This window comes from Klebsiella sp. 141203, assembly GCF_032601985.1.
Classification (GTDB): domain Bacteria; phylum Pseudomonadota; class Gammaproteobacteria; order Enterobacterales; family Enterobacteriaceae; genus Klebsiella; species Klebsiella aerogenes.
On the sequence record NZ_JAQIRL010000001.1, the window covers coordinates 811,146 to 832,854 of the forward strand.

Sequence of the window (21,709 nt, forward strand, 5' to 3'; positions counted from 1 at the left end):
CATTACTGTTTCAGTTTTTCGATAGTCGCTGCAAAATTCGGCAGCCACTTCTCATGGGCGAGGATCATCTCCCGCGCCAGCTGCTCGGCATCGCGATCCGAATGAATCAGCGGGCTTAAATTGAGCGCCAGCAGCACATCATTGAGCTCGCCGCTCATTGCCGCCTGGCTGGCCGCCACTTCAAAGCCTTTGATGGTATAAATCAGTCCCAGCACTTTTTCATCAAAATGCGTGATTCGCGGCGTGGGTTTCGCGCCGTCGCGGCCCAGCGTACAGGTCATTTCTACCGCCCAGTCGGCCGGAATATTATCAACATGGCCATGGTGCGGAATATTCACATAGTGCTCGGCCTGCTTATCATTGTAGATGGCGTTAATCACCTCGCAGGCGGCATCAGAGTAGTAAGCGCCGCCACGCTGCTCAAGCTCCTTCGGCTTAATGTTCAGATCCGGATTTTTGTAAAGTTCGAACAGCTGCTTTTCAACCTTCTGCACCACCTGAGCGCGCGCGCCGCCTTTGTAGTACTCACCCATCTCAATCGCCAGCATCTCTTTCGGCTTGAAGTAATAAAGCAGATACGAGCATGGGATCAGGCGCAGTGAGCGAATCAATCCTTCGCTAAACGGCAGATCGAAGATATTTTTCACCGAGTTCGCGGTCAGGCGGCCTGAAGCCACACCGTCCAGCAGTTCATCGAAGCGCGACACGCCATTGACCAGTACATCGCGAACAAATACCAGGTGGTTAAGACCGAACAGATCGATATTCAGCTCATCGCTCGGATTCAGTTGCAGCACATCGGTAATAAACATCTTCATACCGATTGGAATGTTGCACACGCCGATAAAGCGCTTGAAGTTGGTGTGGCGGTAAACCGCCTCGGTGACCATACCCGCCGGGTTGGTAAAGTTAATGATCCACGCGTCGGGGCAAATTTCCTGCACATCTTTGACGATATCGAAAATCACCGGGATGGTACGCAGACCTTTAAACAGACCGCCCGCACCGTTGGTTTCCTGGCCCAGATAGCCGTGGCTTAGCGGGATACGTTCATCTTTTTCACGCGCTTTCAGCTGGCCAACGCGCAGCTGCGTGGTAACGAAATCCGCCCCTTCCAGCGCCGCGCGGCGATCCAGCGTTTTGTAGACTTTCATCGGCACGCCGGCTTTTTCTACCATCCGCTGGCACAGCGCATGGATGATATCGAGCTTCTCCTGCCCTTCTTCCACGTCCACCAGCCACAGTTCCGTTACCGGCAGCTCATGATAGCGTTTGAGAAAACCTTCCAGTAATTCCGGGGTATAGCTGCTACCGCCGCCGATAGTCACGACTTTTAATTTCTGGCTCATATCTTTCTCCCTTAGGCGCTACGCGTAGACGTAGACCGCTCTCCGCATAAATGCGGACGGTTAACTTGAATGAATAAACCGCGCGGTAAATACCGCTGCGAGTTAATTAATATTGGTCAGCTGTTTACGATAACTGCTTGGCGTGAATGAGGTCAGCTTCTTGAAAGTTTTAATAAACAGACTTGGGCTGCTATATCCTGATTCATACGCAATATCAGTGACCGAATAGTTGGTGATTTCCAGCTGTTTTTTCGCGAAATTGATGCGGATATCATTAATGATCTGCATCGGCGTCTTACCATAATAGCGCTGGGTCGCCCGGGTTAAATATTCTTGCGTTTTCCCGGACAATTGCACCATATTTTCCAGCGCGCTTTCGCCAAATTTATTTTTATCGTGCATATCCTCTACGGTATTTTTCAGCCAGTGAGGAATCACATCTTCAACGGGCTCTTCACGATAATGACGTAAGCGGTTAATGGTGTAAAACGAGACCAGTTCAATAAACTCGTCAAATTCAGTCTCGCGAAAATTCAGTGAAGCAATAACCGACTCGATATAACTGAGAAAGGCGCTTTGCACCGCATAGACCTGAGAGGCGACCAGACCGAACGGCAGCAGTGGCAGATAATGTTTCTCAAAGAAGCGTCTGCTGATGCCAACGTTAAGAATGCGCGTCGCACCAAACTCGTAAAAGCTCTGATGGTGCGACCCCATTGGGATGAAGACAAAGTCCCCGCGCTCCAGCAACACCCGTTTGCCATTAATTTCCTGATAATAGCGCCCGGTTAAAACGATAGTGAATTCGTAGTAATCATGCTGGTGAAGCCCGCTCACGCTCTCCGTTTTGTTATAGATGACCACATGAAAGTTTTTCCCGTTGAAGAGCTGTTGTTCCCTGGCGGTACTGATCTCGGTGGTCATCATTTTCGGCTGCCTCATCGTTCGGATAGCCTATTGTACCTTCTCATGCAGCTCGATCAATTCGGCCACCAGTTCACGGGCCAGCATTGAGGTCATCAGATGATCCTGCGCATGAACCAGCACCAGACTTACCTTCATCTTGCCCTCGCCTTCATCACTTTCAATCAGCTGGGTCTGGACGCGATGCGCTTCGCTCAGCGCCATCCGCGATTGCTCCATCATCGATTTCGCGGCGGCGAAATCCCCCTGCTTTGCCTGCTTCAGCGCCGCATAAGCCAGGCTACGCGCCTGCCCGGAGTTGATAATCAGCCCCATCACCACCTCTTCGAGGTCATTTTCCGGGGTTTCTACCGCGTCGATGTTATCCAGATCAAACATAATATTTCCCTCGTTTCTCAGGCGGTACGGGGTGAACCCGTACCGCTCGACATCAGAATTTCAGTGCGTTAGCAATATCTTCTTCGCTCTCTTCCTGCTCGATGGTGCTCTGCGCTTTGTTCGACAGGATGACGAACGGCAGGTACACGGCAGTAGCGACACAAAGGTTGAAGAGCGCGACCAGCAGGGCAGCAACGCTACCGTTACTGTTAAAGAAAGCGCCCAAACCGGTTGGCATCGTCCAAGGCGCCAGGTTGGTCACCGGTGGGATAATGCCGAGGCTGTAAGCGGCCAGCGTAATCGCGGCCAGAATCGGTTGTACCAGCACGAACGGGATGAACATAACCGGGTTCATGATGATCGGCAGACCGAACAGAATCGGTTCGTTAATCTGGAAGATGCCTGACGGCAGCGCCAGCTTAGCGACCTGACGATGATCGGCGCGGCGAGAAGCGATGAAGATGGCGATAATCAGACCCAGCGTCGCACCGGAACCACCCAGCAGGATGTAGGAGTCGAGCATCGGCTTCGCCCAGAAGTGGAACTGTTTGCCGGCTTCGATGGCCGCGTCGACAGAACCATACTGGTTATACAGCGCGATGTTTTCCAGCGCCCACGGCGTCATAATACCGTTATCCAGCGCAGTCAGCGCTAGCGAGCCGTGCACCCCGAAGAACCACAGCAGGGAGTTAAAGATAACGTACGCCCAGCCAACGACGCTGCCCATCGCCGCCAGCGGCGTGGAGATGGAGTCCATGATGATCTGATGGAAGTTGCTGCCGTAGTTTGACAGAATCCACGAAATAATGCCGAAGACTGACAAAATCAGGAAACCCGGGATCAGCGCCGAGAAGGAACGTGATACCGATGACGGTACGCTATCCGGCAGTTTGATGACCCAGTTACGGCGAATAACAAAGGTGAACAGTTCCGCCACCACCAGGCCGATAATCATCCCGGAGATGATGTTCTGCCCGCCGAGCCAGTTGGCGCCGACGGCGTAGGCTTCACCCACGCTATAAGGCGTGACGGTCATAAAGGCGGCAACCGCCAGCAGACCTGCTGCCATGGGGTCGACTTTACGCTCCTCGGCCAGCGCGGCGCCGATAAAGAACGGTGCCATCAGCGACATAATGCCCAATGTACCGTTGTAGACATTACCGCCGATGGCTTTAAAGCCGTTTAAGGTTTCAATGGTGGAGGCATCCAGACGAATCCCCATTGAATAAAAGAAAGAACCTTCACCAAAGCTCAGAAAAACGTTGTTGATTAATACGAACATGGCCCCGGCGAGGGTCAGCGGCATTAATTTAATAAAGCCGTTTTTAATCGCATTAATGTGCGGTTGCTTTCCTATTTTAACTGCAAAAGGAAGGAGTACCTTTTCAAGCGAATCGATCACTTTACTCATAGTAAATACCCTTAAAAGCCGCAATAAAATATTACGGCGATGATGTATGAAATTACTCTTTGACGGGAAAATAAACTGTTGAATATCGTGGCGGCTAGTATTAATTAACTACCAGACGCCAGAATATCGCGAGTTTAAAAAATAAAATTATTGTGCAGCAGCTTTCTTAATGGCCGCGACGGCCGCTTTCAATACACCTAAGCCATCAACTTTACCGTACAGAATCGAATCAATTACCTCTACCGGTTTGTTCGGCAGTAGCCGTTGAATTTCCGGCAACATATAAGCAATTTGTGGCCCTAATAATACGACATCCGCTTCCGGACCTTTTTCGCCGGCCAGCGTTTCAGGATACGCTTCAATAATAACCGGGACCTCATACTTTTCCGCCTGGGCGCGCATTTTGGAGACCAGTAATGAAGTGGACATGCCAGCCGAGCAGAACAGATAGATATGTTTCTTTTCCATGAACGCTTCCTCAATGTGTAGGACCTGGGCTTCAGCACTGGCTGAGAGCCGGTAAGACTGGTAACTTTCGGTTAGTTTTGTTTATGCATTGAGTATACGGCAACATTTGGCGGCAGGATAATTCCCTGTTGAACAGAATTGTCTCTCATTGACCTCGCGTTTTGACTACCCTCACATTTCCCCCAAATAATTCGCGCAATTAAATAAGCATTAGCCGCCATAAAAAAGCCCGACCAATGGTCGGGCTTTCGTAGCTCTCAGCTTATGACGCGTAGTTATTTGCTGTTACGTGGATCGGTGTCGTACTCGGCGCAGGTCTGGTAGCCAGAGTTCATCACGTGACCGGTTTCGTCCAGCGCGACAAAGTAGGTTTCAATTTTACCATCCCGTTGACCCAGGATATAAGTCTGGCAGGTTCCGCGCGCGTGGATCATGGTGACTTCAGACGACGGTTTACCGGCAATCTGCATAACCTGGCTGCGGGTCATGCCTTTTTTGACATCCTTAACAACTGGCTGTGTGAACTGGTCTTTGGTGCGGTCATAGGCCGTACACCCTGCCAGCATGGTTAATACTGCCGCTGCGCCCATCAATCCTGCTAATTTTTTGTTCATATTCCGTCCTCATTATGTAATCGGCGTGTTTTAAGCCTGGAATAAAAAGCGTTATTTTTCAAGCCAAACGTCGAATTCATGTAAATTCAGAACTTTTCTGGTAACCAGATATGTGCAAAAAAACAGCGACGGAACGAACTCCTCTACGGACTTCCTGACACACCATAAGTAAAGACTATGACATTGGCTGCCTTCTTTTCCGTCAGTCAGCGGTACCAGCCTTGTCGTTTCAGCAGCAAAGAGGTAGTTTTAGACCATGCTGGTTGCCATACAGGCTCACTTTCCGGAGGGCGTAATGACGCTTCAACAACAAATTATTCAGGCGCTGGGCGCGAAGCCGCAGATTGATGTCGAAGGCGAAATTCGCCGCAGCGTGGATTTCCTGAAATCCTATCTGCAGACCTATCCGTTCATTAAATCACTGGTGCTCGGGATTAGCGGCGGTCAGGATTCGACCCTTACCGGCAAACTCTGTCAGATGGCGATCGATGAGCTGCGCGCTGAAAGCGGCGATCGGAGCCTGCAATTTATCGCCGTGCGCCTGCCCTATGGCGTCCAGGCCGATGAGCAGGATTGCCAGGATGCCATCGAATTTATCCAACCTGACCGCGTGCTGACCGTCAATATCAAAGGCGCTGTGCTGGCCAGCGAGCAGGCGTTGCGAGAAGCGGGTATTGAGCTGAGCGATTTTGTTCGCGGCAACGAGAAAGCCCGTGAGCGAATGAAAGCGCAATACAGTATCGCCGGCATGACCAAAGGCGTGGTCGTGGGAACTGATCATGCCGCAGAAGCGATCACCGGCTTCTTTACGAAATACGGCGATGGCGGAACCGATATTAACCCTATCTTCCGCCTCAATAAACGTCAGGGCAAACAGCTATTGGCGCAGTTGGGCTGTCCTGAGCACCTTTATATGAAGCAGCCGACCGCCGATCTCGAAGATGACCGCCCTTCTCTGCCGGATGAAGTCGCGCTAGGCGTGACCTACGAAAACATTGATGACTATCTGGAAGGCAAAACCCTGGACGAGAACATCGCCAAAACCATCGAAGGCTGGTATCTGAAAACCGAGCATAAGCGCCGCCCGCCAATTACCGTTTTCGACGATTTCTGGAAGAAGTAACTATTCCCCAACACCCCGGCCAGCGCCGGGGTTATTTTTTGTCCTTTTCGCCGCAAAATTCGCCTGCTACACTGGATACATAAACAGTATCAGGAGTTGTTGTGGCCAGAAAGCAATCAGCCCCGCGTCTGGAATTCGAGGCGGCGGCAATCTATGAGTATCCCGAACATTTGCGCCCATGGCTGGAGGCCTTGCCAAAGCTGCCGGGGGTATATCAGTTTCATGGTGAAAGCGAAACATTGCCGCTTTATATCGGTAAGAGCGTGAATATCCGCAGCCGGGTGCTGTCGCACTTGCGTACCGCTGACGAAGCCTCCATGCTGCGGCAGGCGCGGCGCATCAGCTGGCAACGCACCGCCGGGGAATTAGGCGCGCTGTTACTTGAAGCGCGGTTGATTAAAGAACAGCAGCCGCTGTTTAATAAACGACTGCGGCGTAATAAGCAGCTCTGCTCCTGGCTGCTGGAGGCGGGTAAACCGCAAATTGTGTATGCGCGAGAAGTCGATTTCTCCCATCAACAGCACCTCTACGGCCTGTTCGCTAACCGCCGCGCGGCATTACAGGCGCTACAAACCATCGCCGATGAGCACCGTCTGTGCTATGGCATTCTGGGGCTGGAGCCGCTGAGTCGCGGGCGCGCCTGTTTTCGTTCCGCACTGGGGCGCTGCGCCGGCGCCTGCTGTGGTAAAGAGAGCGTCGAAGATCATAACCAGCGGCTGCTGGCGCAAATGAGTAAACTTCAGCTGGTGTGCTGGCCGTGGGCGGGTCCGGTGGCGCTGGAAGAGCGCGGTCCGGATATGGTTCAGTATCACATCATTCGTAACTGGCTGTGGCTGGGCGCGGTGGATTCACTGACGCAGGCCGCTGAACTCACCACACTGCCAGCCGGTTTCGATCACGATGGCTACAAGATCCTTTGTAAGCCTTTGCTCAGCGGTGAGTATCAGTTGCACCCGCTTGGCTAATGATATCGTAAACGTAAAAAACCGCCGGCCCTGCCCAAAGCCTTAATGGCAATGATTGGGCAAGACCGGCGGTCTTCATTCTTGGCGCTGATTACTCAGCAGGTGCAGGCATTTTACCTTCCGGCGCTTTACGTTCTGTCAGATGCTTCTCAAAATTCGCATTGAACTGTTTTTTCTGTTCTGGCGTCAGGATGTTGTAAATCTTGTTCTGGGTTTCCATACGGGAAAGCATCATCTCTTTATGCTGCGCTTCCATTTTATCAATCTGCGCGCTGGCTTTCGCTTTGTCGAAAGTATCGCTGGCGATCAGGTCGTGCATGGCGCGACGTTCGTCAAGGGACGGACGTTTCATGTTCTGGCGCTGGCTTTTCATGATGTCGCGAACCTGCTGTTTTTGCGCATCGGTCAGGTTCAGGTCTTTGAACATCATATCGTGATGACCCGGCATACCTTTATGGTGCATCATCGGTTTGCTGTCGGTTTGGGTGGTAGCGGTAGTATCGGCCGCGTGAGCCAGGTTAGCAGCACCCAGAGCCAGAGTAGAGGCAACAAACAGAGCAGTAATCTTCTTCATGGTTATGTCCTTACTATCAGTTATTCTGACGGCGCATTGCCGTGTTGACGAGATTAACTTTACGCGCTTTATCGTCAATTAGTCAGTGCAAGCGTAAAACAATGAAAGTGTAAAAAACATTTTCTCACCAATTGTGGAGAAAATAAGGAAAATGAGGAGGGATATGCAACAAAAAATAAATAACAAGCTGTTTTATAAGGAAACTGTGAAGATTATAAAACAGTAGAGATTAAAAACAAAGCATTTAACCAGGAATAATCCGCAAACCATATCAATGGCACAAATAAATAAGATCGGCGTACAGCGATATTTCACTCGATATTCACAACCGCGAACAACAACGGCTGTGAATAGTTAAGAAAGGGAATTACAACCGTTCCAGCATCAGCCCAGCCCGTAGCCCTGGCGCCACGCCGGGGTTGGGAAACAGCACGTACTCTTGCGCCTTTTCGACGACATAGCGCGTTTCGCCATCCTCCGCCAGCAGCGTCCCGGCGCTGAACGGCGTAAAATTGAGCGTTTCCCCTGACATATGCAACCGGAACTGGTCGCTGTGGCGCGTGATCTGCTGCACCACCCGGTAGCGCAGCGGCGCAGGCGCCTCTTCCACGGCTAAATCGCCCACTAACAGTCTACTTAACGCCCGCCGCGTCGCTGAGAACTGGGTTAAATCGTTGTCGCCAAAAGGCAGCGCTTTACCCAACTCCAGCGTACAGGCCAGCGCGGCAAAACGTTCGCAACTAAAGTGGGTAAAGGTTCCCGCCGGTTGTTGATGAAACACCAGCGCCTCCAGCCCGGCCGCGCCAAGCCAGCTGAGAAAATCTTCACTCCACGGCTCCTCGCGTGCCGGCAATACGCCAAAGCGCGGATGCAGCGAGCCGCGAATAGCGGTATGCATATCCAGATGCCAGCGCACGCCATGGCTATCGCTAAAGAAACGCGTCACAGCGCCTTCCAACTGCCGCGCCCGCACTGTTTCACCACCGGGGGCGAATTTGCGCCATCGCTCGCCGAACATGCGGTTCATATCGCTTTCGAGATAGCGTTTATTTTGCCGCAGCGCCGGCGGGTTGCCGAATATCACCAGCACACGCCAGCGCAGCGGCAGTTCGCCACTAAATAACTGCTGAAGCAAAGCGTTAACCATCTCCACCGGCGCGGTTTCATTGCCGTGAATACCGCACGAAAGCACCAGTGAACGTTCGCAGCGCGCATGCGGGGTCAACAGCAGGATGCCGCAATCGATCCAGTGCCAACGAAAATGGGCGGTTTCGCCATGAAATTGATGCGGCCAGCGCCCCGCCAGAGTTAATGCCAGAAAGTCGTCCACGACGCCTCCTCTATTACTGAAACGGATCGAGGAAAGCACGCGAGGCCGACAGTCTGGCCTCGCATGCCTTCATCAGCTTGCCTGCGATGAAAAATCCAGACCCGGACTGAGCGTCTCCGGCAGCGTCAGTTCGGCAGATTCCAGGCTGGCCATCGGCCAGGCGCAATAATCGGCGGCGTACCAGGCGCCTGGACGATGATTTCCCGAAGCGCCGGTTCCGCCAAACGGCGCGGTACTGGCGGCGCCGGTGAGCGGCTTGTTCCAGTTGACGATCCCGGCGCGGGCCTCCAGCAACAGGCGCTCAAATTTGTCGCGCTCGGCAGAAATCAATCCGCAGGAGAGACCGAACCGGGTGGCGTTAGCCATCGCGATCGCTTGCGTGAAATCGTCATAGCGCCACACGCACAACAGCGGGCCAAAAACTTCTTCATCCGCCACCTGCTGCACGTTGCTCATGTCGATGATCCCCGGCGTCAGCAGCGAGGTACCGTCGCGCAACAGACGCGGCTCAAGTAACGTCTGTCCGCCGCTCGCCACATGCCCAAGCCAGGCCTGATGCACCTTTTGCGCGGCCTGCGGCGATACCAGTCCGCCCAGGAACGGCTGCGGCTGCGCATCCCACTCGCCGGGAATAAGACGTTGTGACACCGTCACTAAACGCTGCAAAAACGCATCGCCCGCCGCGCCGCGCTTCACCAACAGGCGGCGCGCGCAGGTACAACGCTGCCCGGCGGTGATAAATGCCGACTGGATGGTCAGGTGGACCGCAGCGTCAATATCCTGCGGTTCGTCAACAATCAGCGGGTTGTTGCCGCCCATTTCGAGAGCGAGGATTTTTTGCGGCTGCCCGGCCAGTTGGCGATGCAGTTGGAAGCCGGTCGCGGAGCTGCCGGTGAACAACAGTCCATCGATATCCGCCTGCCCGCTCAGCGCCTCGCCGGTCTCCCGAGCGCCCTGCAGTAGATTCAAGACCCCAGCGGGTAAGCCCGCCTCCGCCCATAGCTTAACCACCGCTTCGCCGCTTTGCGGCGTAAGCTCGCTAGGCTTAAAGACGACAGTATTACCAGCGAGTAGCGCCGGCACGATATGTCCGTTAGGTAAATGGCCCGGGAAGTTATACGGCCCAAACACCGCCAGTACCCCGTGGGGACGGTGGCGCAGCGTGGCGGCGCCGTCGGCCATCGCCGTCTCGCTCTCGCCGGTGCGGCTATGATAGGCGCGCACTGAGATTGCCACCTTATTTATCATGGCGGTAATTTCCGTGGCCGCCTCCCAGCGCGGTTTACCGGTCTCGGCGGCAATAATCGCCGTCAGCTGGCTTTTGTTCTCTTCAAGCAGCGCCGCAAACTTCTCGACGATCGCCTGACGCGCGCTAAATGGCAGGCAGGCCCAGGCGGGGAAAGCCTGACGCGCGGCGCTAACCGCCTGTGCGACCTGCCCGGCGTCGGCGTCATTCCCCTGCCACAGCAGCGCCTGGTTGACCGGGTTATATTTACTGCGCTGCAGGCCGCGCCCGCTTTGCCATTCGCCGTTAATCCATAAACTCATGATGTTTTCTCCTCCGGGATCAGGCGGACCATCCGTACGCGATCGCCTGGGTGGCATTTCAGCGTATCCAGCTCACGCGCGCTCAGCAGCAACGTTTCGCTATCCGGATCGGCATGGACCAAAATGGCGCGGAACTGCTGATACTGCTCGTTGGTGACCAGACACTGCGGCCACTCTCCCGGCACAGGCTGCCCTTCTTCCACCGTCAGCAGGCGGCTTTTGCGTATCGCCCGCACCCGGTCGATTTCGCACTCCAGCGTCGGGCCGCCGTCAAAAATGTCGATGTAGTTGTTAAAACGGAAGCCTTCTTTTTCCAGTACCGCACGCGCAGGCGCCGTTTGCGGATGAACCTGGCCGATGACCGCCCGCGCTTCATCGGAAAGAAAGTCGATATATAACGGATGTTTTGGCATTAATGCGGCGATAAACGCTTTTTTACCGGTGCCGGAGAGATAATCGGCGCGGGAAAATTCAATCGCGAAGAAGCGCTTGCCGAGGCTTTCCCAGAACGGAGAATAGCCATGCTCATCAATCACGCCGCGCATCTCGGCGACCACTTTGTCATTAAAGTGGTCGCGGAAACCGGCCATAAACAGCAGTCGCGATTTCGACAACAGGTAGCCATTGCCCTCTTTACGCCATGCAGGATCGAGAAACAGCGTGCAGAGTTCGCTACAGCCGGTGTGATCGTTGCTAAGGAACAGCGTTGGCAGCGCGTGATAAACGTTGAGCTCTTTTGATGCATGTACCTGCGTGCCGACCCGATAGTTGTACCAGGGATCGTTGAGGCCAACGGCGACTTCAATCGCGCAGATCCCAACGACCGCGCCGCTGACGCTATCTTCCAGCACAAAGACATAGCCCTGCTCGCTTTTCGGCAGTTCGCCGCGCCAGGTGCGCTGGGAGCGTTCAATGCGGGCAGCCAGCGTGGGTTCGTCCGCCGGCAGCGACGTCAGGCCGCCGCCGGTTTCCCCCGCCAGGGCCATCAGCCCCGGCAAATCGGCTTTTTCAACCGGTCGGATCACCATCATGATGAAACTCCCGCAAGGAAGTGACGGCAAGCCAGCTCAAAGCGATCGAGACCGGTGTTCACCTCTTCCTCGCTCACGTTAAGGGCCGGAGCGAAGCGAACGACGTTTGCCCCGGCAATCAGTACCATCAGCCCATCTTCCGCCGCCTGGGTACTAATGGCTTTAGCTTTCCCGGCATATTCGTCGTTCAGTACACAACCAATCAGCAGCCCCAATCCGCGAATTTCCTTGAACAGGCCGTATTTGGCGTTAATCGCGCTCAGGCGTTCGCTAAACCACTGGTGACGCTGTTTAACGCCGTTCAAAAGCGCTGGGGTATTGACGATAGACAGCAGCTCCCCGGCAACAGCGGTGGCGAGTGGGTTGCCGCCGTAGGTCGTGCCATGGGTGCCGACGGTCATCACGCTGGCGCATTTTTCCGTCGCCAACAGCGCGCCGATCGGGAAGCCGCCTCCCAGCGCTTTCGCCGTCGACAGGACGTCCGGCGTCACGGCGTAGTGCATATAGGCATACAATTCGCCGGTACGCCCGACGCCGCTTTGTACCTCATCAAAAATCAGTAGCGCGTTGTGCTGGTCGCACAGTTCGCGCAGGCCGCGCAAAAATTCCGCTTTCGCCGGCACCACGCCGCCCTCGCCCTGCATCGGCTCGACGATCACCGCGCAGGTGTCGTCATTAATCATCGCGCGCGCCGAGTCGAGGTCGTTATAGGTAGCATGTTGGATCTGCGGCGGCAGCGGCGCAAAATCCTGCGAATAGGAAGGCTGGCCGCCAGCGGACACGGTGAACAATGTGCGCCCGTGGAAGGCGTTTTTGAACGCGACAATGCCGCTTTTGTGGCTGCCGTAATGATCGTGGGCGTATTTACGCGCCAGTTTCAGCGCCGCTTCGTTGGCTTCGGCGCCGGAGTTACAGAAGAAAACGCGGTCGGCAAAGGTGGCGTCGATAAGCTGTTTGGCAAGGCGTAGCGCCGGTTCGTTGGTGTAGCCGTTACCGGTATGCCAGAATTTTCCCGCCTGCTCGGTCAGCGCTTTTACTAACTGTGGGTTAGCGTGTCCCAGCGCATTCACCGCGATACCGCCGGCAAAATCGATATACTCTTTCCCCTGCTGATCCCACAACCGTGAACCTTCGCCGCGTACCGGAATAAAAGCCGCCGGCGCATATACCGGCATCATCCATTGATCAAAATTGCTACGCGTAATTGACTGAGACATATCGACCTCTTCCGGTAAATTAAAAGTAAGCACAATGTTAAAATTTATGAGTTATTACGCTGTAAATGTAGATTGCACGCATCGTGCCAGCCAGAGGCAAAAATGCATAAATTGAGCTCAATCACGTGATATCAATGAGTTACAGACACTAATTATTCAATAAAAATGCATATTTAGTGAATAATCATCAAATAAACGGCGATGGATAGAGGAAAACGACGAGAAGTTATGCAGCGATAAGATATAATTCTGTAATTGTGATCCTCTACGAAATTTATCGTAGATATCTGCGCTTTTTTGGCGCGACATGCGCCAAAGCGGTGCATAATTTGTGCGATTCGCTCGCCAACCGCAGTAATCGGCAGAATTAACCACCTGCCGGCAGCCACCATGATGAAATTCTGCTAACATCCTTGCACTATTCACCTTGCACAGTGGCAGCGACTATGAAATTCATCTCTTTTAATATCAACGGCCTGCGTGCCCGCCCCCATCAACTGGCCGCCATCGTCGATAAACATCAGCCCGATGTTATCGGCCTCCAGGAAACCAAAGTACACGACGATATGTTTCCTCTCGAAGAGGTGGCGAAGCTGGGTTACAACGTCTTTTACCATGGGCAAAAAGGCCATTACGGCGTCGCGCTGCTGACCAAAGAGACTCCGATAGCCGTGCGTCGCGGCTTCCCGGGCGACGGCGAAGATGCGCAACGCCGCATCATCATGGCGGAAATCCCCTCACCGTTTGGCAATGTCACGGTAATTAACGGCTATTTCCCGCAAGGAGAGAGCCGCGACCACGAGACCAAGTTCCCGGCGAAAGCGGCGTTTTATCAGAATCTGCAGAACTACCTCGATACCGAGCTGAACAAAGAAAATCCGGTGCTTATCATGGGCGATATGAATATTAGCCCTACCGATCTTGATATCGGCATTGGTGAAGAGAACCGCAAACGCTGGCTGCGCACCGGTAAGTGTTCCTTCCTGCCGGAAGAGCGTGAATGGATGGATCGTCTGCTGGGCTGGGGCCTGGTGGATACCTGGCGTCACGCCAACCCGGATAATAATGAGCGCTTCTCATGGTTCGATTACCGCTCTAAAGGTTTTGATGACAACCGCGGTCTGCGTATCGACCTGTTGCTGGCAAGCTCGCCGCTGGCTCAGCGCTGCGTCGAAACCGGCATCGATTACGACATCCGCGGGATGGAAAAGCCTTCCGATCATGCGCCGGTATGGGCAACCTTTAAGCCGTAATGCTTCTTGGGGCTCCGGCGCGGAACCCCGCTATCCTGAGCAAAATCAATAAAGTGAACGGTATACATTGTCGCTCACGGCAATTTACTATACTGTCGCGCGCACCCGGCGTTTCCTGCCGGGCAAAACGAAGACAGGAGACCCCTATGCAAAAGAAGCCGTTATCCAACACGCTATAAACTGCTGTTTGCCGTACTCCTGTTTGCCCTGCTGGCATGGCTTGTTCATCACGCCGGGCTGACGCGACTGCTCAGCCACCTTCACGATCTTCAATTACTTATTCTGCACAGCGGTAGCGCAGGCTATGCGCTTTATATCCTGCTGTTTATCATCGCCACCTTATGTCTGATGCCAGGCAGCGCGTTAGTCATCGTCGGCGGTATGATATTCGGCCCCTGGTTGGGCACGCTACTTTCGCTTATCGCCGCGACTGTCGCCTCATCGCTGTCGTTCCTGCTGGCCCGCTGGCTGGGCCGCGAAGCGCTGCAGCGCTATTGCGGTCACCATGCCGTTTTTCAGGCGTTCGAGCGCGGCATTGCCCGCAGCGGCTGCGATTTTCTGATTTTCACCAGGCTGGTGCCGCTGTTTCCTTATAATCTGCAGAACTATGCCTATGGGCTGACGGCGATCCCCTTCTGGTCCTTTACGTTTATCTCCACCATCGCCACCCTACCGGGATTGTTTATTTATACTTTTATGGCCAGCGAACTGGCCCGCGATGGCATCACCCTGGCCTTTATTGGCAAACTCAGCATCGCCGGCCTAGCGCTTTTTGTATTAACCCAGGCCGCCAGGCGGTATGGCCGCTATAAACGCATTAGTGTCGCAACATCCGCGGTAAGCGATGAAAATGGATAACAGAAAACGGCTGTGGCTCTCACGCGGCGCTATCGTCCTGCTGGCGCTGGCGGCGTTCATCGGCTGGTGGTTAATACCGGGCGTACGCTCCTTTGTGCAACATAGCCTTAGCGCGTTTGCCACTCTCGATCAGCAGGCGCTGGAGCGTTTTATTCACGCTTATGGCCCGCTGGCGGCGCTGGTCTCTTTCGGGCTGATGATCCTGCAGGCGATTGTCGCGCCGCTGCCGGCATTTTTAATTACCTTCGCCAATGCTTCGCTGTTCGGCGCACTATGGGGCGGCGTGTTGTCATGGGTCAGCGCGATGGCTGGCGCGGCGCTGTGTTTTTTTATTGCCCGCGTACTGGGCCGTGAAGTGGTAGAAAAACTGACCGGCAAGACGGTATTACAGAGCGTAGATGGCTTTTTTAGGCGCTACGGCAAGCACACCATCCTGGTTTGCCGCCTGCTGCCCTTCGTCCCTTTCGATCCGGTGAGCTATGCCGCTGGCCTAACCTCAATCCGCTTTCGCCATTTTATGGTTGCCACCGGCGTCGGCCAATTACCGGCGACTATCGTCTACTCGTGGGCCGGAAGCCTGCTGACGGGGGGGCGGTTCTGGCTGCTCAGCGGTTTATCTATTTTGTTCGCTTTAGCTATCGTAGTCGCGATAGTCAAAGCGCAATACGTTGCGCATCACAACAGGAAATCGCCATGAATCTACCGCCGTTAACGTCGATTCCATTGATCCTGCGCCCGCAGGCGTGGCTACACCGTCGCCATTATGGCGCGGTACTCAGCCCTATCCGCTGGTGGGGGCGCATCCCGCTGGCGTTTTATCTGGTCTCAATGTTTGTCGGATATCTGGAACGCCGGCGCTCGCCGCTCGATCCGCTGCTACGCTCGTTGGTGAGCGCCCGTATCGCCCAGTTGTGTCACTGTGAATTTTGCATTGATATCACCAGTATGAAACTGGCGCAGCGCGCCGGCGGCAGCGAAAAGCTATTGGCGGTTAACGACTGGCGCAACAGCGGATTATTCAGCGATAGCGAACGGTTAGCGCTGGAATATGCCGAAGCGGCGAGCATGACGCCGCCCGCCGTCGATGATGCGTTGCGCGCCCGGCTGGCGCAGCAGTTCGATGCCCAGGCGTTAACCGAGCTAACCGCGCTGATCGGCTTGCAAAATTTATCCGCGCGCTTTAATTCCGCGCTGGCGATCCCGGCGCAGGGCCTGTGCCAAATTCCAAAGCCCGATGTTTCTGACACTCATCCCTAAGGAGTCAATATGCGCAGTCTGCGTTATTGTTTAATTTGGCTTGCCGCGCTGCTGCTGGCCCCGACTCTCGCCAGCGCCGACGAGAACTGGCAGAGCATCAGCCAGCAGGCGCGTGGCCAGACGGTGTGGTTTAACGCCTGGGGCGGCGACCCGGCGGTTAACCGCTACCTCGACTGGGTCAGCGCCGAGGTGAAACGCGATTACGCCGTCGATCTGCGTATTGTACATATCGCCGATGCCGCCGATGCGGTTAAGCGTATTCAGACCGAGGCGCGTGCCGGTCGTTCACGCGGCGGTTCAATCGATTTATTGTGGGTTAATGGCGAGAATTTCCGCACGTTGAAGCAGGCGAATTTACTGCGCAGCGGCTGGGCTGAAAAGCTGCCTAACTGGCGCTACGTCGATACGCGAAAACCGGTTCGGGAAGATTTCTCCATCGCCACCGACGGCGCGGAATCCCCGTGGGGCGGCGCGCAGCTGACTTTTATCGCCCGCCGATCGCAGCTGGCTCAACCACCGGACAGCGCACAGGCGCTACTGGCTTTCGCCACAGCGCATCCAGGTAGCGTCACCTATCCACGGCCGCCGGATTTTACCGGCACCGCTTTCCTTGAGCAGTTGCTGGTTGCGCTAACCGATCGGCCGGAGGCCCTGCGCCAGCCGCCGGAGGCGGCAAGTTTCGCCGCGGTGACCGCGCCGCTTTGGGCCTATCTCGACAGGCTACACCCGCAGCTCTGGCGCCAGGGCCGCGATTTTCCGCTGTCGCCGGCGCGGATGGACGCGATGCTGACGCAAGGCACGCTACAACTATCACTGACCTTCAATCCGCTGCATGCGCAGCAAAAAGCCGACAGCGGCGAACTCCCACAAGACAGTTATAGCTTTGGTTTTAAACAAGGGATGCTCGGCAACGTGCATTTTGTCGCTATCCCCGCCAACGCCCGCGCGACGGCTGGCGCACAGGTGGTTGCCAACTTCCTGCTGTCGCCACAGGCTCAGTTACGCAAAGCCGACCCGCAAATCTGGGGCGATCCCAGCGTACTCGATCCCGAAAAACTCAACGACGCCCAGCGCGCCGCATTGTACGCCGTACAACCGAAAGCGACGCCGCCGATGCTGGCAGAACCGCACGCCGCCTGGGTTGACGCGCTGGAGCAGGAATGGTTGCGCCGCTACGGTACCCACTAATTGCGCTGACGTGGGGAGCGATAGCGCTTATCTACCTCCCCCTGCTTCCCGCCGCCGCGCTGATGGCGATACCTGCCGTCGACGCCGCGGCCTGGCGGGCGCTATTTAGCGATCCGCAGTTGCCGCAGGCGCTGGCGGCGACGCTAGTTTCTACGCTACTGGCGGTGGGCGGCGCGCTGTTCATCACCCTGACGGTGATTGGCGCGTTATGGCCAGCCGCCGGCTGGCAGCGCCTGGCGAGAAGATTACCGCTGCTGCTGGCCGTACCCCATGTCGCTTTCGTCACCGCCGCCCTGCTGCTATTTGCCGAAGGCGGCTGGCTGTATCGTCTGTTTCCCGCCTTGAGCCCACCGGCCGATCGCTACGGTATCGGTCTGGGCCTGACAATGGCGGTCAAAGAGAGCGCTTTTTTACTGTGGGTGGCGTATGGCGTACTGGGCGAAAAACAGCTGGCAGCCCAAACCGTAGTCATGAAAACCCTCGGCTACAACCGCAGGCAATGTCTGCAGTGGATTGTTGTACCGGCGCTGCTGCCATCGATGAGCCTTGTTCTGCTGGCGACCGTCGCCTGGAGTCTGTCGGCGGTGGATGTCGCTTTGGTGATCGGTCCTGGAAATCCACCAACGCTGGCGGTACTGGCGTGGCAGTGGCTTAATCAGGGCGATCCGCTGCAACAGGCGAAAGGGGCGCTGGCCAGCCTGCTGCTGCTTGCCTTCACGTTAATCTTCGCGGCCATCGCATCGGTAGGCTGGCACCGCTGGCGGCAAACTATTCCCGCACTATGCGGCAAGCGCGCCGCCCCTGCCAACGCAGCGACGGGACATATTCTGGCGCAGGCGGTACCCGCCTGCGGTCTGGTTTGCGCGTTGCTGTTGGCTGGCATTTCGCAATGGACGCAGCCAACGGCTGAGGCGATCGGTAACAGTCTCTGGCTGGCGTTAGGCGCGGCGATACTGGGGGCCGCGCTGTGTCTGCTGTGGCTGGAGTTCGGTCCCGCCAGATATAACGGACTCTGGCTGCCATTAATCATCCCGACGCTGCCGCTTGCCGATGGTCAATATCAATTAGCGCTAGCGGGCTGGCTCGACGGTCAATTGATAACCGTATTATGGGGACATCTGTTATGGGTCGTGCCATGGATGCTGTTTATCCTCTCCCCGGCGTGGCGCAATCTTGATCCACGCCTGTTATTGATTGCCCGTACGCTTGGCTGGCGGCGCGGCCGCCTGTTTTGGTGGGTCAAACTGCCGTCAATGGCGCGACCGCTGCTCACCGCGCTGGCGGTCGGATTTTCGGTGAGTATCGCGCAATATCTGCCGACCGTGTGGCTCGGCGGCGGACGGACGCCAACATTGACCAGCGAAGCGGTAGCGCTGAGCAGCGGCGGCGACAGCACGCGGCTTGCCGCGCAAGCGTTATGGCAATTGCTGCTACCGGCGATCTGCTTTATGGTTACTGCGCTGATGGCCTGGTTTATAGGCCGTCGCCGCCGGGGATTACGCTAATGCTAACCGTTCACAACCTGACATTAACCCTCCACCGCCAACCGCTGTTATGTGGAGTAAATTTTTCTGTCGCCCCCGGCGAAGTGTTGACCCTGATGGGCCCTTCCGGCAGCGGTAAATCAACCCTTTTTGCCTGGATGATCGGCGCGCTTGCCGACACTTTTCGCGCCAAAGGTGAATTATGGCTCAACGAACGCCGCTGCGACAGGCTCGCCACCGAAGCGCGGCGCATTGGCATCCTGTTTCAGGATGCGCTACTGTTTGACCACTTCAGCGTGGGCAACAATTTACAGCTCGCCCTGCCTGCGGAGATCCGCGGCGCGGCGCGCCAGGTTGAAGTTGAACAGGCGCTGGCGCGCGCCGGTATGCCGGGCTTCGCCTCGCGCGATCCGGCCACGCTCTCCGGCGGACAGCGCGCGCGCGTCAGCCTTCTGCGCGCTCTGCTGGCGAGGCCGCAAGCGCTGCTGCTGGATGAGCCTTTTAATCGCCTGGATGCAGAACTTCGCGCCGATTTTCGCCAGTGGGTGTTTGCGGAAATTGACCGGCTGGCAATCCCGGCGCTCCTGGTAACTCACGACAGCCAGGATCTCCCACCGGGCGGACGCTGTATTAATATTGCCGCCTGGCAGGCAAATTCCGCCTAACCTGCGTTATCGCAAAGAAATTCCCTTATCAGGAGCAGAGAATGAGCCCTCCTCTTTCTACCGTCGGGCATTTCGATGAAACGTGTTTCTCAATTGACCGCACTCGCCCTGCTCATGGGGCTTGCTGCTTCCTCTACTTTCGCCGCTGATACCATGCCAACGCTGGACTTTTCAACGCTGCAACAGCGGCACGGCGTGGCGATAGACACCCGCCTCAGCGCTTTCTATAACGGTTGGCCGCAAAGTGCCAACGGCCCGCAGGGCCATGAACCGCAGGCGCTAAACCTCTCTGCTAGCTGGCTTGGCGCAATGAGCGACGAACAACTGCGTGCCTGGGCTACTCAGCACCAGCTGCAGGCCGATACGCCAATCGCGTTATATGGCGGCGCTGACGATAACGCCAGGGTTGCGGCACGCCTGAAAGAAGCCGGATTCACGAAGCTCAGCACGCTTAGCGACGCCTTCAGTCAGAGCGAGCGCCTGCAGAAGCTGCCGCACTTTGAGCAGCTGGTGTATCCGCAGTGGATCCACGATTTACAGCAAGGTAAAACCGTTACCGCCGCCCCGCAGGGCGACTGGAAACTGTTTGAAGTGGCCTGGGGCGCGCCGAAGTTTTATCTGCTGAATCATATTCCCGGCGCCGGTTATATTGATACCAATGAAGTGGAAAGCGAGCCGCTGTGGAACAAAGTGTCCGATGAACAGCTAAAAGCGATGCTGGCTAAACACGGTATTCGCCATGACACCACGGTGATTCTGTACGGCCGCGACGTCTACGCCGCCGCGCGCGTCGCGCAGATCATGCTGTATGCCGGGGTGAAAGATGTACGCCTGCTCGACGGCGGTTGGAAAAGCTGGTCCGACGCGAATCTGCCGGTCGAGCGCGGCATGCCAGCCAAAGAAAAAGCGGTGCCGGATTTCGGCGCGCCGATCCCCGGTCAGCCACAGTTAATGCTCGATACCGAACAGGCGCGCGGGTTACTACACCGCCAGGATGCTTCGCTGGTCAGCGTCCGCTCGTGGCCGGAATTTATCGGCACCACCAGCGGCTACAGCTACATCAAGCCGAAGGGCGATATTGCCGGCGCCCGCTGGGGTCATGCCGGCAGCGATTCCACGCATATGGAAGACTTCCATAATCCGGACGGCACGATGCGCAGCGCCGATGATATCGCGGCGATGTGGAAACAGTGGAACATTCTGCCCAACCAGCAGGTCTCATTTTACTGCGGTACTGGCTGGCGCGCCTCAGAGACCTTCATGTACGCCCGTGCGATGGGCTGGAAAAACGTATCCGTTTACGACGGCGGCTGGTACGAATGGAGCGGTAATCCGCAAAACCCGGTAGCCACCGGCGAACGTGGCCCGGACAGCAGCAAATAATCCTACTACTGAGGGAGGTTCTGGCTTTGCGCCTCCCTCAGCGTCAGGTAGCCGCTCCAGATACGGGTGAAGGTTGTCAGCCAACATAGCGCGCCAAAACACCACGCCAGCCAGGGGAAGTGCGCCGGAAACAGACAACACAGCACAAATAGCAGGATTGTCTCCGTTCCTTCAGTCAACCCGCCTAGATAGTAAAATGATTTATGCGCATAGCCCGGATTGGCAATCTGATGCTTTGCCGCAAGGGTCGCAAATGCCAGGAAGCTGCTGCCGGTGCCGATAAATGCAAATAGCAGCCAGCCGCCCGCCAGCGCATTTTGCGCCGGGTCGGCAACAATAAAACCGAACGGCACCAGCGCGTAAAACAAAAAATCGAGCGAAATATCCAAAAACCCACCGGCGTCGCTGAGACCACGCCGCCGCGCCAGCGCGCCATCCAGGCCATCCAGCAACCGGTTCAGCACAATGGCCGCCAGCGCAGCACCGTACCAGCCGAGCGCCAGAAACGGCAGCGCCAGCACGCCGATAGCAAAACCGAAAAGCGTCAGGCCGTCAGGGGAGATCCCCGGACGGTCGAGCACGCGGGCGATAGCATTCAGTACGGGCTTCAATCGGGGATGCAGGCGGCTATCAAGCACGGTGACGCTCCATCAGGCTAAAAGGTTGTCGGTACAGGGGAAAGACGGAGA

General features: G+C 56.0%; 22 protein-coding genes and 1 pseudogene. 10 read left to right on the forward strand and 13 right to left on the reverse strand.

All coding sequences use genetic code 11. The features are described 5' to 3' along the window. Positions 1 to 2 precede the first annotated feature (2 nt). From PGR29_RS03980 to osmE, 7 genes and pseudogenes are all read right to left on the reverse strand, one after another. Complete coding sequence (locus PGR29_RS03980) at positions 3 to 1,349, reverse strand: 6-phospho-beta-glucosidase (protein ID WP_087859349.1); 1,347 nt, start codon at positions 1,347 to 1,349, stop codon at positions 3 to 5. Positions 1,350 to 1,451: 102 nt separating this feature from the next. After that, positions 1,452 to 2,291: a transcriptional regulator ChbR gene (gene chbR / locus PGR29_RS03985; RefSeq protein WP_045393229.1), complete on the reverse strand. Its 840-nt coding sequence runs from the start codon at positions 2,289 to 2,291 to the stop codon at positions 1,452 to 1,454. 12 nt (positions 2,292 to 2,303) lie between these two features. Beyond that, complete coding sequence (gene chbA / locus PGR29_RS03990) at positions 2,304 to 2,651, reverse strand: PTS N,N'-diacetylchitobiose transporter subunit IIA (protein ID WP_015366185.1); 348 nt, start codon at positions 2,649 to 2,651, stop codon at positions 2,304 to 2,306. Between the two features lie 52 nt (positions 2,652 to 2,703). After that, positions 2,704 to 4,062, reverse strand: a complete 1,359-nt coding sequence (chbC, locus tag PGR29_RS03995; protein WP_015366184.1) for a PTS N,N'-diacetylchitobiose transporter subunit IIC — start codon at positions 4,060 to 4,062, stop codon at positions 2,704 to 2,706. A gap of 11 nt (positions 4,063 to 4,073) precedes the next feature. Continuing rightward, positions 4,074 to 4,139: pseudogene (locus PGR29_RS04000) on the reverse strand (hypothetical protein); the annotation flags it as partial. A gap of 70 nt (positions 4,140 to 4,209) precedes the next feature. Further along, entirely contained in the window at positions 4,210 to 4,545 is a 336-nt protein-coding gene (chbB, locus tag PGR29_RS04005) for a PTS N,N'-diacetylchitobiose transporter subunit IIB (protein ID WP_308958488.1), read from the reverse strand. 260 nt (positions 4,546 to 4,805) lie between these two features. After that, complete coding sequence (gene osmE, locus PGR29_RS04010) at positions 4,806 to 5,144, reverse strand: osmotically-inducible lipoprotein OsmE (protein WP_045393231.1); 339 nt, start codon at positions 5,142 to 5,144, stop codon at positions 4,806 to 4,808. A 295-nt stretch (positions 5,145 to 5,439) separates the two neighbouring features. On the opposite strand from osmE, the gene nadE reads away from it, so the two are divergent. Together nadE and cho are read left to right on the forward strand one after the other, a co-directional pair. Further along, entirely contained in the window at positions 5,440 to 6,267 is an 828-nt protein-coding gene (gene nadE, locus PGR29_RS04015) for an ammonia-dependent NAD(+) synthetase (RefSeq protein WP_045393234.1), read from the forward strand. Between the two features lie 101 nt (positions 6,268 to 6,368). After that, positions 6,369 to 7,232, forward strand: a complete 864-nt coding sequence (gene cho / locus PGR29_RS04020) for an excinuclease Cho (RefSeq protein WP_316424096.1) — start codon at positions 6,369 to 6,371, stop codon at positions 7,230 to 7,232. Positions 7,233 to 7,323: 91 nt separating this feature from the next. On the opposite strand, the gene spy is transcribed toward cho, so the two are convergent. The 5 genes from spy to astC all read right to left on the reverse strand — a co-directional run bounded on the left by spy (position 7,324) and on the right by astC (position 12,932). After that, positions 7,324 to 7,806 (reverse strand): ATP-independent periplasmic protein-refolding chaperone Spy, encoded by a 483-nt coding sequence (gene spy, locus PGR29_RS04025; RefSeq protein ID WP_015366179.1) that lies wholly within the window; start codon positions 7,804 to 7,806, stop codon positions 7,324 to 7,326. A gap of 367 nt (positions 7,807 to 8,173) precedes the next feature. Next, positions 8,174 to 9,136: a succinylglutamate desuccinylase gene (gene astE, locus PGR29_RS04030; RefSeq protein WP_113373641.1), complete on the reverse strand. Its 963-nt coding sequence runs from the start codon at positions 9,134 to 9,136 to the stop codon at positions 8,174 to 8,176. 72 nt (positions 9,137 to 9,208) lie between these two features. Next, positions 9,209 to 10,684 carry a succinylglutamate-semialdehyde dehydrogenase gene (gene astD / locus PGR29_RS04035; protein WP_316424097.1) on the reverse strand — a complete coding sequence of 492 codons (1,476 nt, stop codon included), beginning with the start codon at positions 10,682 to 10,684 and terminating at the stop codon, positions 9,209 to 9,211. Next, positions 10,681 to 11,715, reverse strand: a complete 1,035-nt coding sequence (astA, locus tag PGR29_RS04040) for an arginine N-succinyltransferase (protein WP_113373639.1) — start codon at positions 11,713 to 11,715, stop codon at positions 10,681 to 10,683. Before astA ends, astD begins: the two co-directional genes overlap by 4 nt. Beyond that, positions 11,712 to 12,932, reverse strand: a complete 1,221-nt coding sequence (astC, locus tag PGR29_RS04045; RefSeq protein WP_113373638.1) for a succinylornithine/acetylornithine transaminase — start codon at positions 12,930 to 12,932, stop codon at positions 11,712 to 11,714. Before astC ends, astA begins: the two co-directional genes overlap by 4 nt. A 446-nt stretch (positions 12,933 to 13,378) precedes the next feature. Between astC and xthA the strand changes: the two genes are divergently transcribed. The 8 genes from xthA (at position 13,379) to PGR29_RS04085 (ending at position 21,020) form a co-directional block, all read left to right on the forward strand. Then, positions 13,379 to 14,185 (forward strand): exodeoxyribonuclease III, encoded by an 807-nt coding sequence (gene xthA / locus PGR29_RS04050; protein ID WP_045393250.1) that lies wholly within the window; start codon positions 13,379 to 13,381, stop codon positions 14,183 to 14,185. A 237-nt stretch (positions 14,186 to 14,422) separates the two neighbouring features. Further along, complete coding sequence (locus tag PGR29_RS04055; RefSeq protein ID WP_162750171.1) at positions 14,423 to 15,043, forward strand: TVP38/TMEM64 family protein; 621 nt, start codon at positions 14,423 to 14,425, stop codon at positions 15,041 to 15,043. Continuing rightward, entirely contained in the window at positions 15,030 to 15,740 is a 711-nt protein-coding gene (locus PGR29_RS04060) for a TVP38/TMEM64 family protein (RefSeq protein ID WP_183269065.1), read from the forward strand. The genes PGR29_RS04055 and PGR29_RS04060 overlap by 14 nt, the downstream gene beginning before the upstream one ends. Next, positions 15,737 to 16,300 (forward strand): carboxymuconolactone decarboxylase family protein, encoded by a 564-nt coding sequence (locus PGR29_RS04065; RefSeq protein WP_015366168.1) that lies wholly within the window; start codon positions 15,737 to 15,739, stop codon positions 16,298 to 16,300. Before PGR29_RS04060 ends, PGR29_RS04065 begins: the two co-directional genes overlap by 4 nt. Before the next feature lie 9 nt (positions 16,301 to 16,309). Further along, positions 16,310 to 17,488 carry an ABC transporter substrate-binding protein gene (locus PGR29_RS04070; RefSeq protein WP_316424099.1) on the forward strand — a complete coding sequence of 393 codons (1,179 nt, stop codon included), beginning with the start codon at positions 16,310 to 16,312 and terminating at the stop codon, positions 17,486 to 17,488. Further along, entirely contained in the window at positions 17,461 to 18,993 is a 1,533-nt protein-coding gene (locus PGR29_RS04075) for a thiamine ABC transporter permease (RefSeq protein WP_113373634.1), read from the forward strand. Before PGR29_RS04070 ends, PGR29_RS04075 begins: the two co-directional genes overlap by 28 nt. After that, entirely contained in the window at positions 18,993 to 19,637 is a 645-nt protein-coding gene (locus PGR29_RS04080; RefSeq protein ID WP_113373633.1) for an ATP-binding cassette domain-containing protein, read from the forward strand. Before PGR29_RS04075 ends, PGR29_RS04080 begins: the two co-directional genes overlap by 1 nt. 75 nt (positions 19,638 to 19,712) lie before the next feature. Then, entirely contained in the window at positions 19,713 to 21,020 is a 1,308-nt protein-coding gene (locus PGR29_RS04085; RefSeq protein ID WP_113373632.1) for a rhodanese-like domain-containing protein, read from the forward strand. A 5-nt stretch (positions 21,021 to 21,025) separates the two neighbouring features. Here the strand turns inward: PGR29_RS04085 and PGR29_RS04090 are convergent, their stop codons facing one another. Then, on the reverse strand, positions 21,026 to 21,658 hold the full coding sequence (locus tag PGR29_RS04090; RefSeq protein ID WP_087859333.1) for a CDP-alcohol phosphatidyltransferase family protein: 633 nt from the start codon (positions 21,656 to 21,658) through the stop codon (positions 21,026 to 21,028). Positions 21,659 to 21,709: the final 51 nt, after the last annotated feature.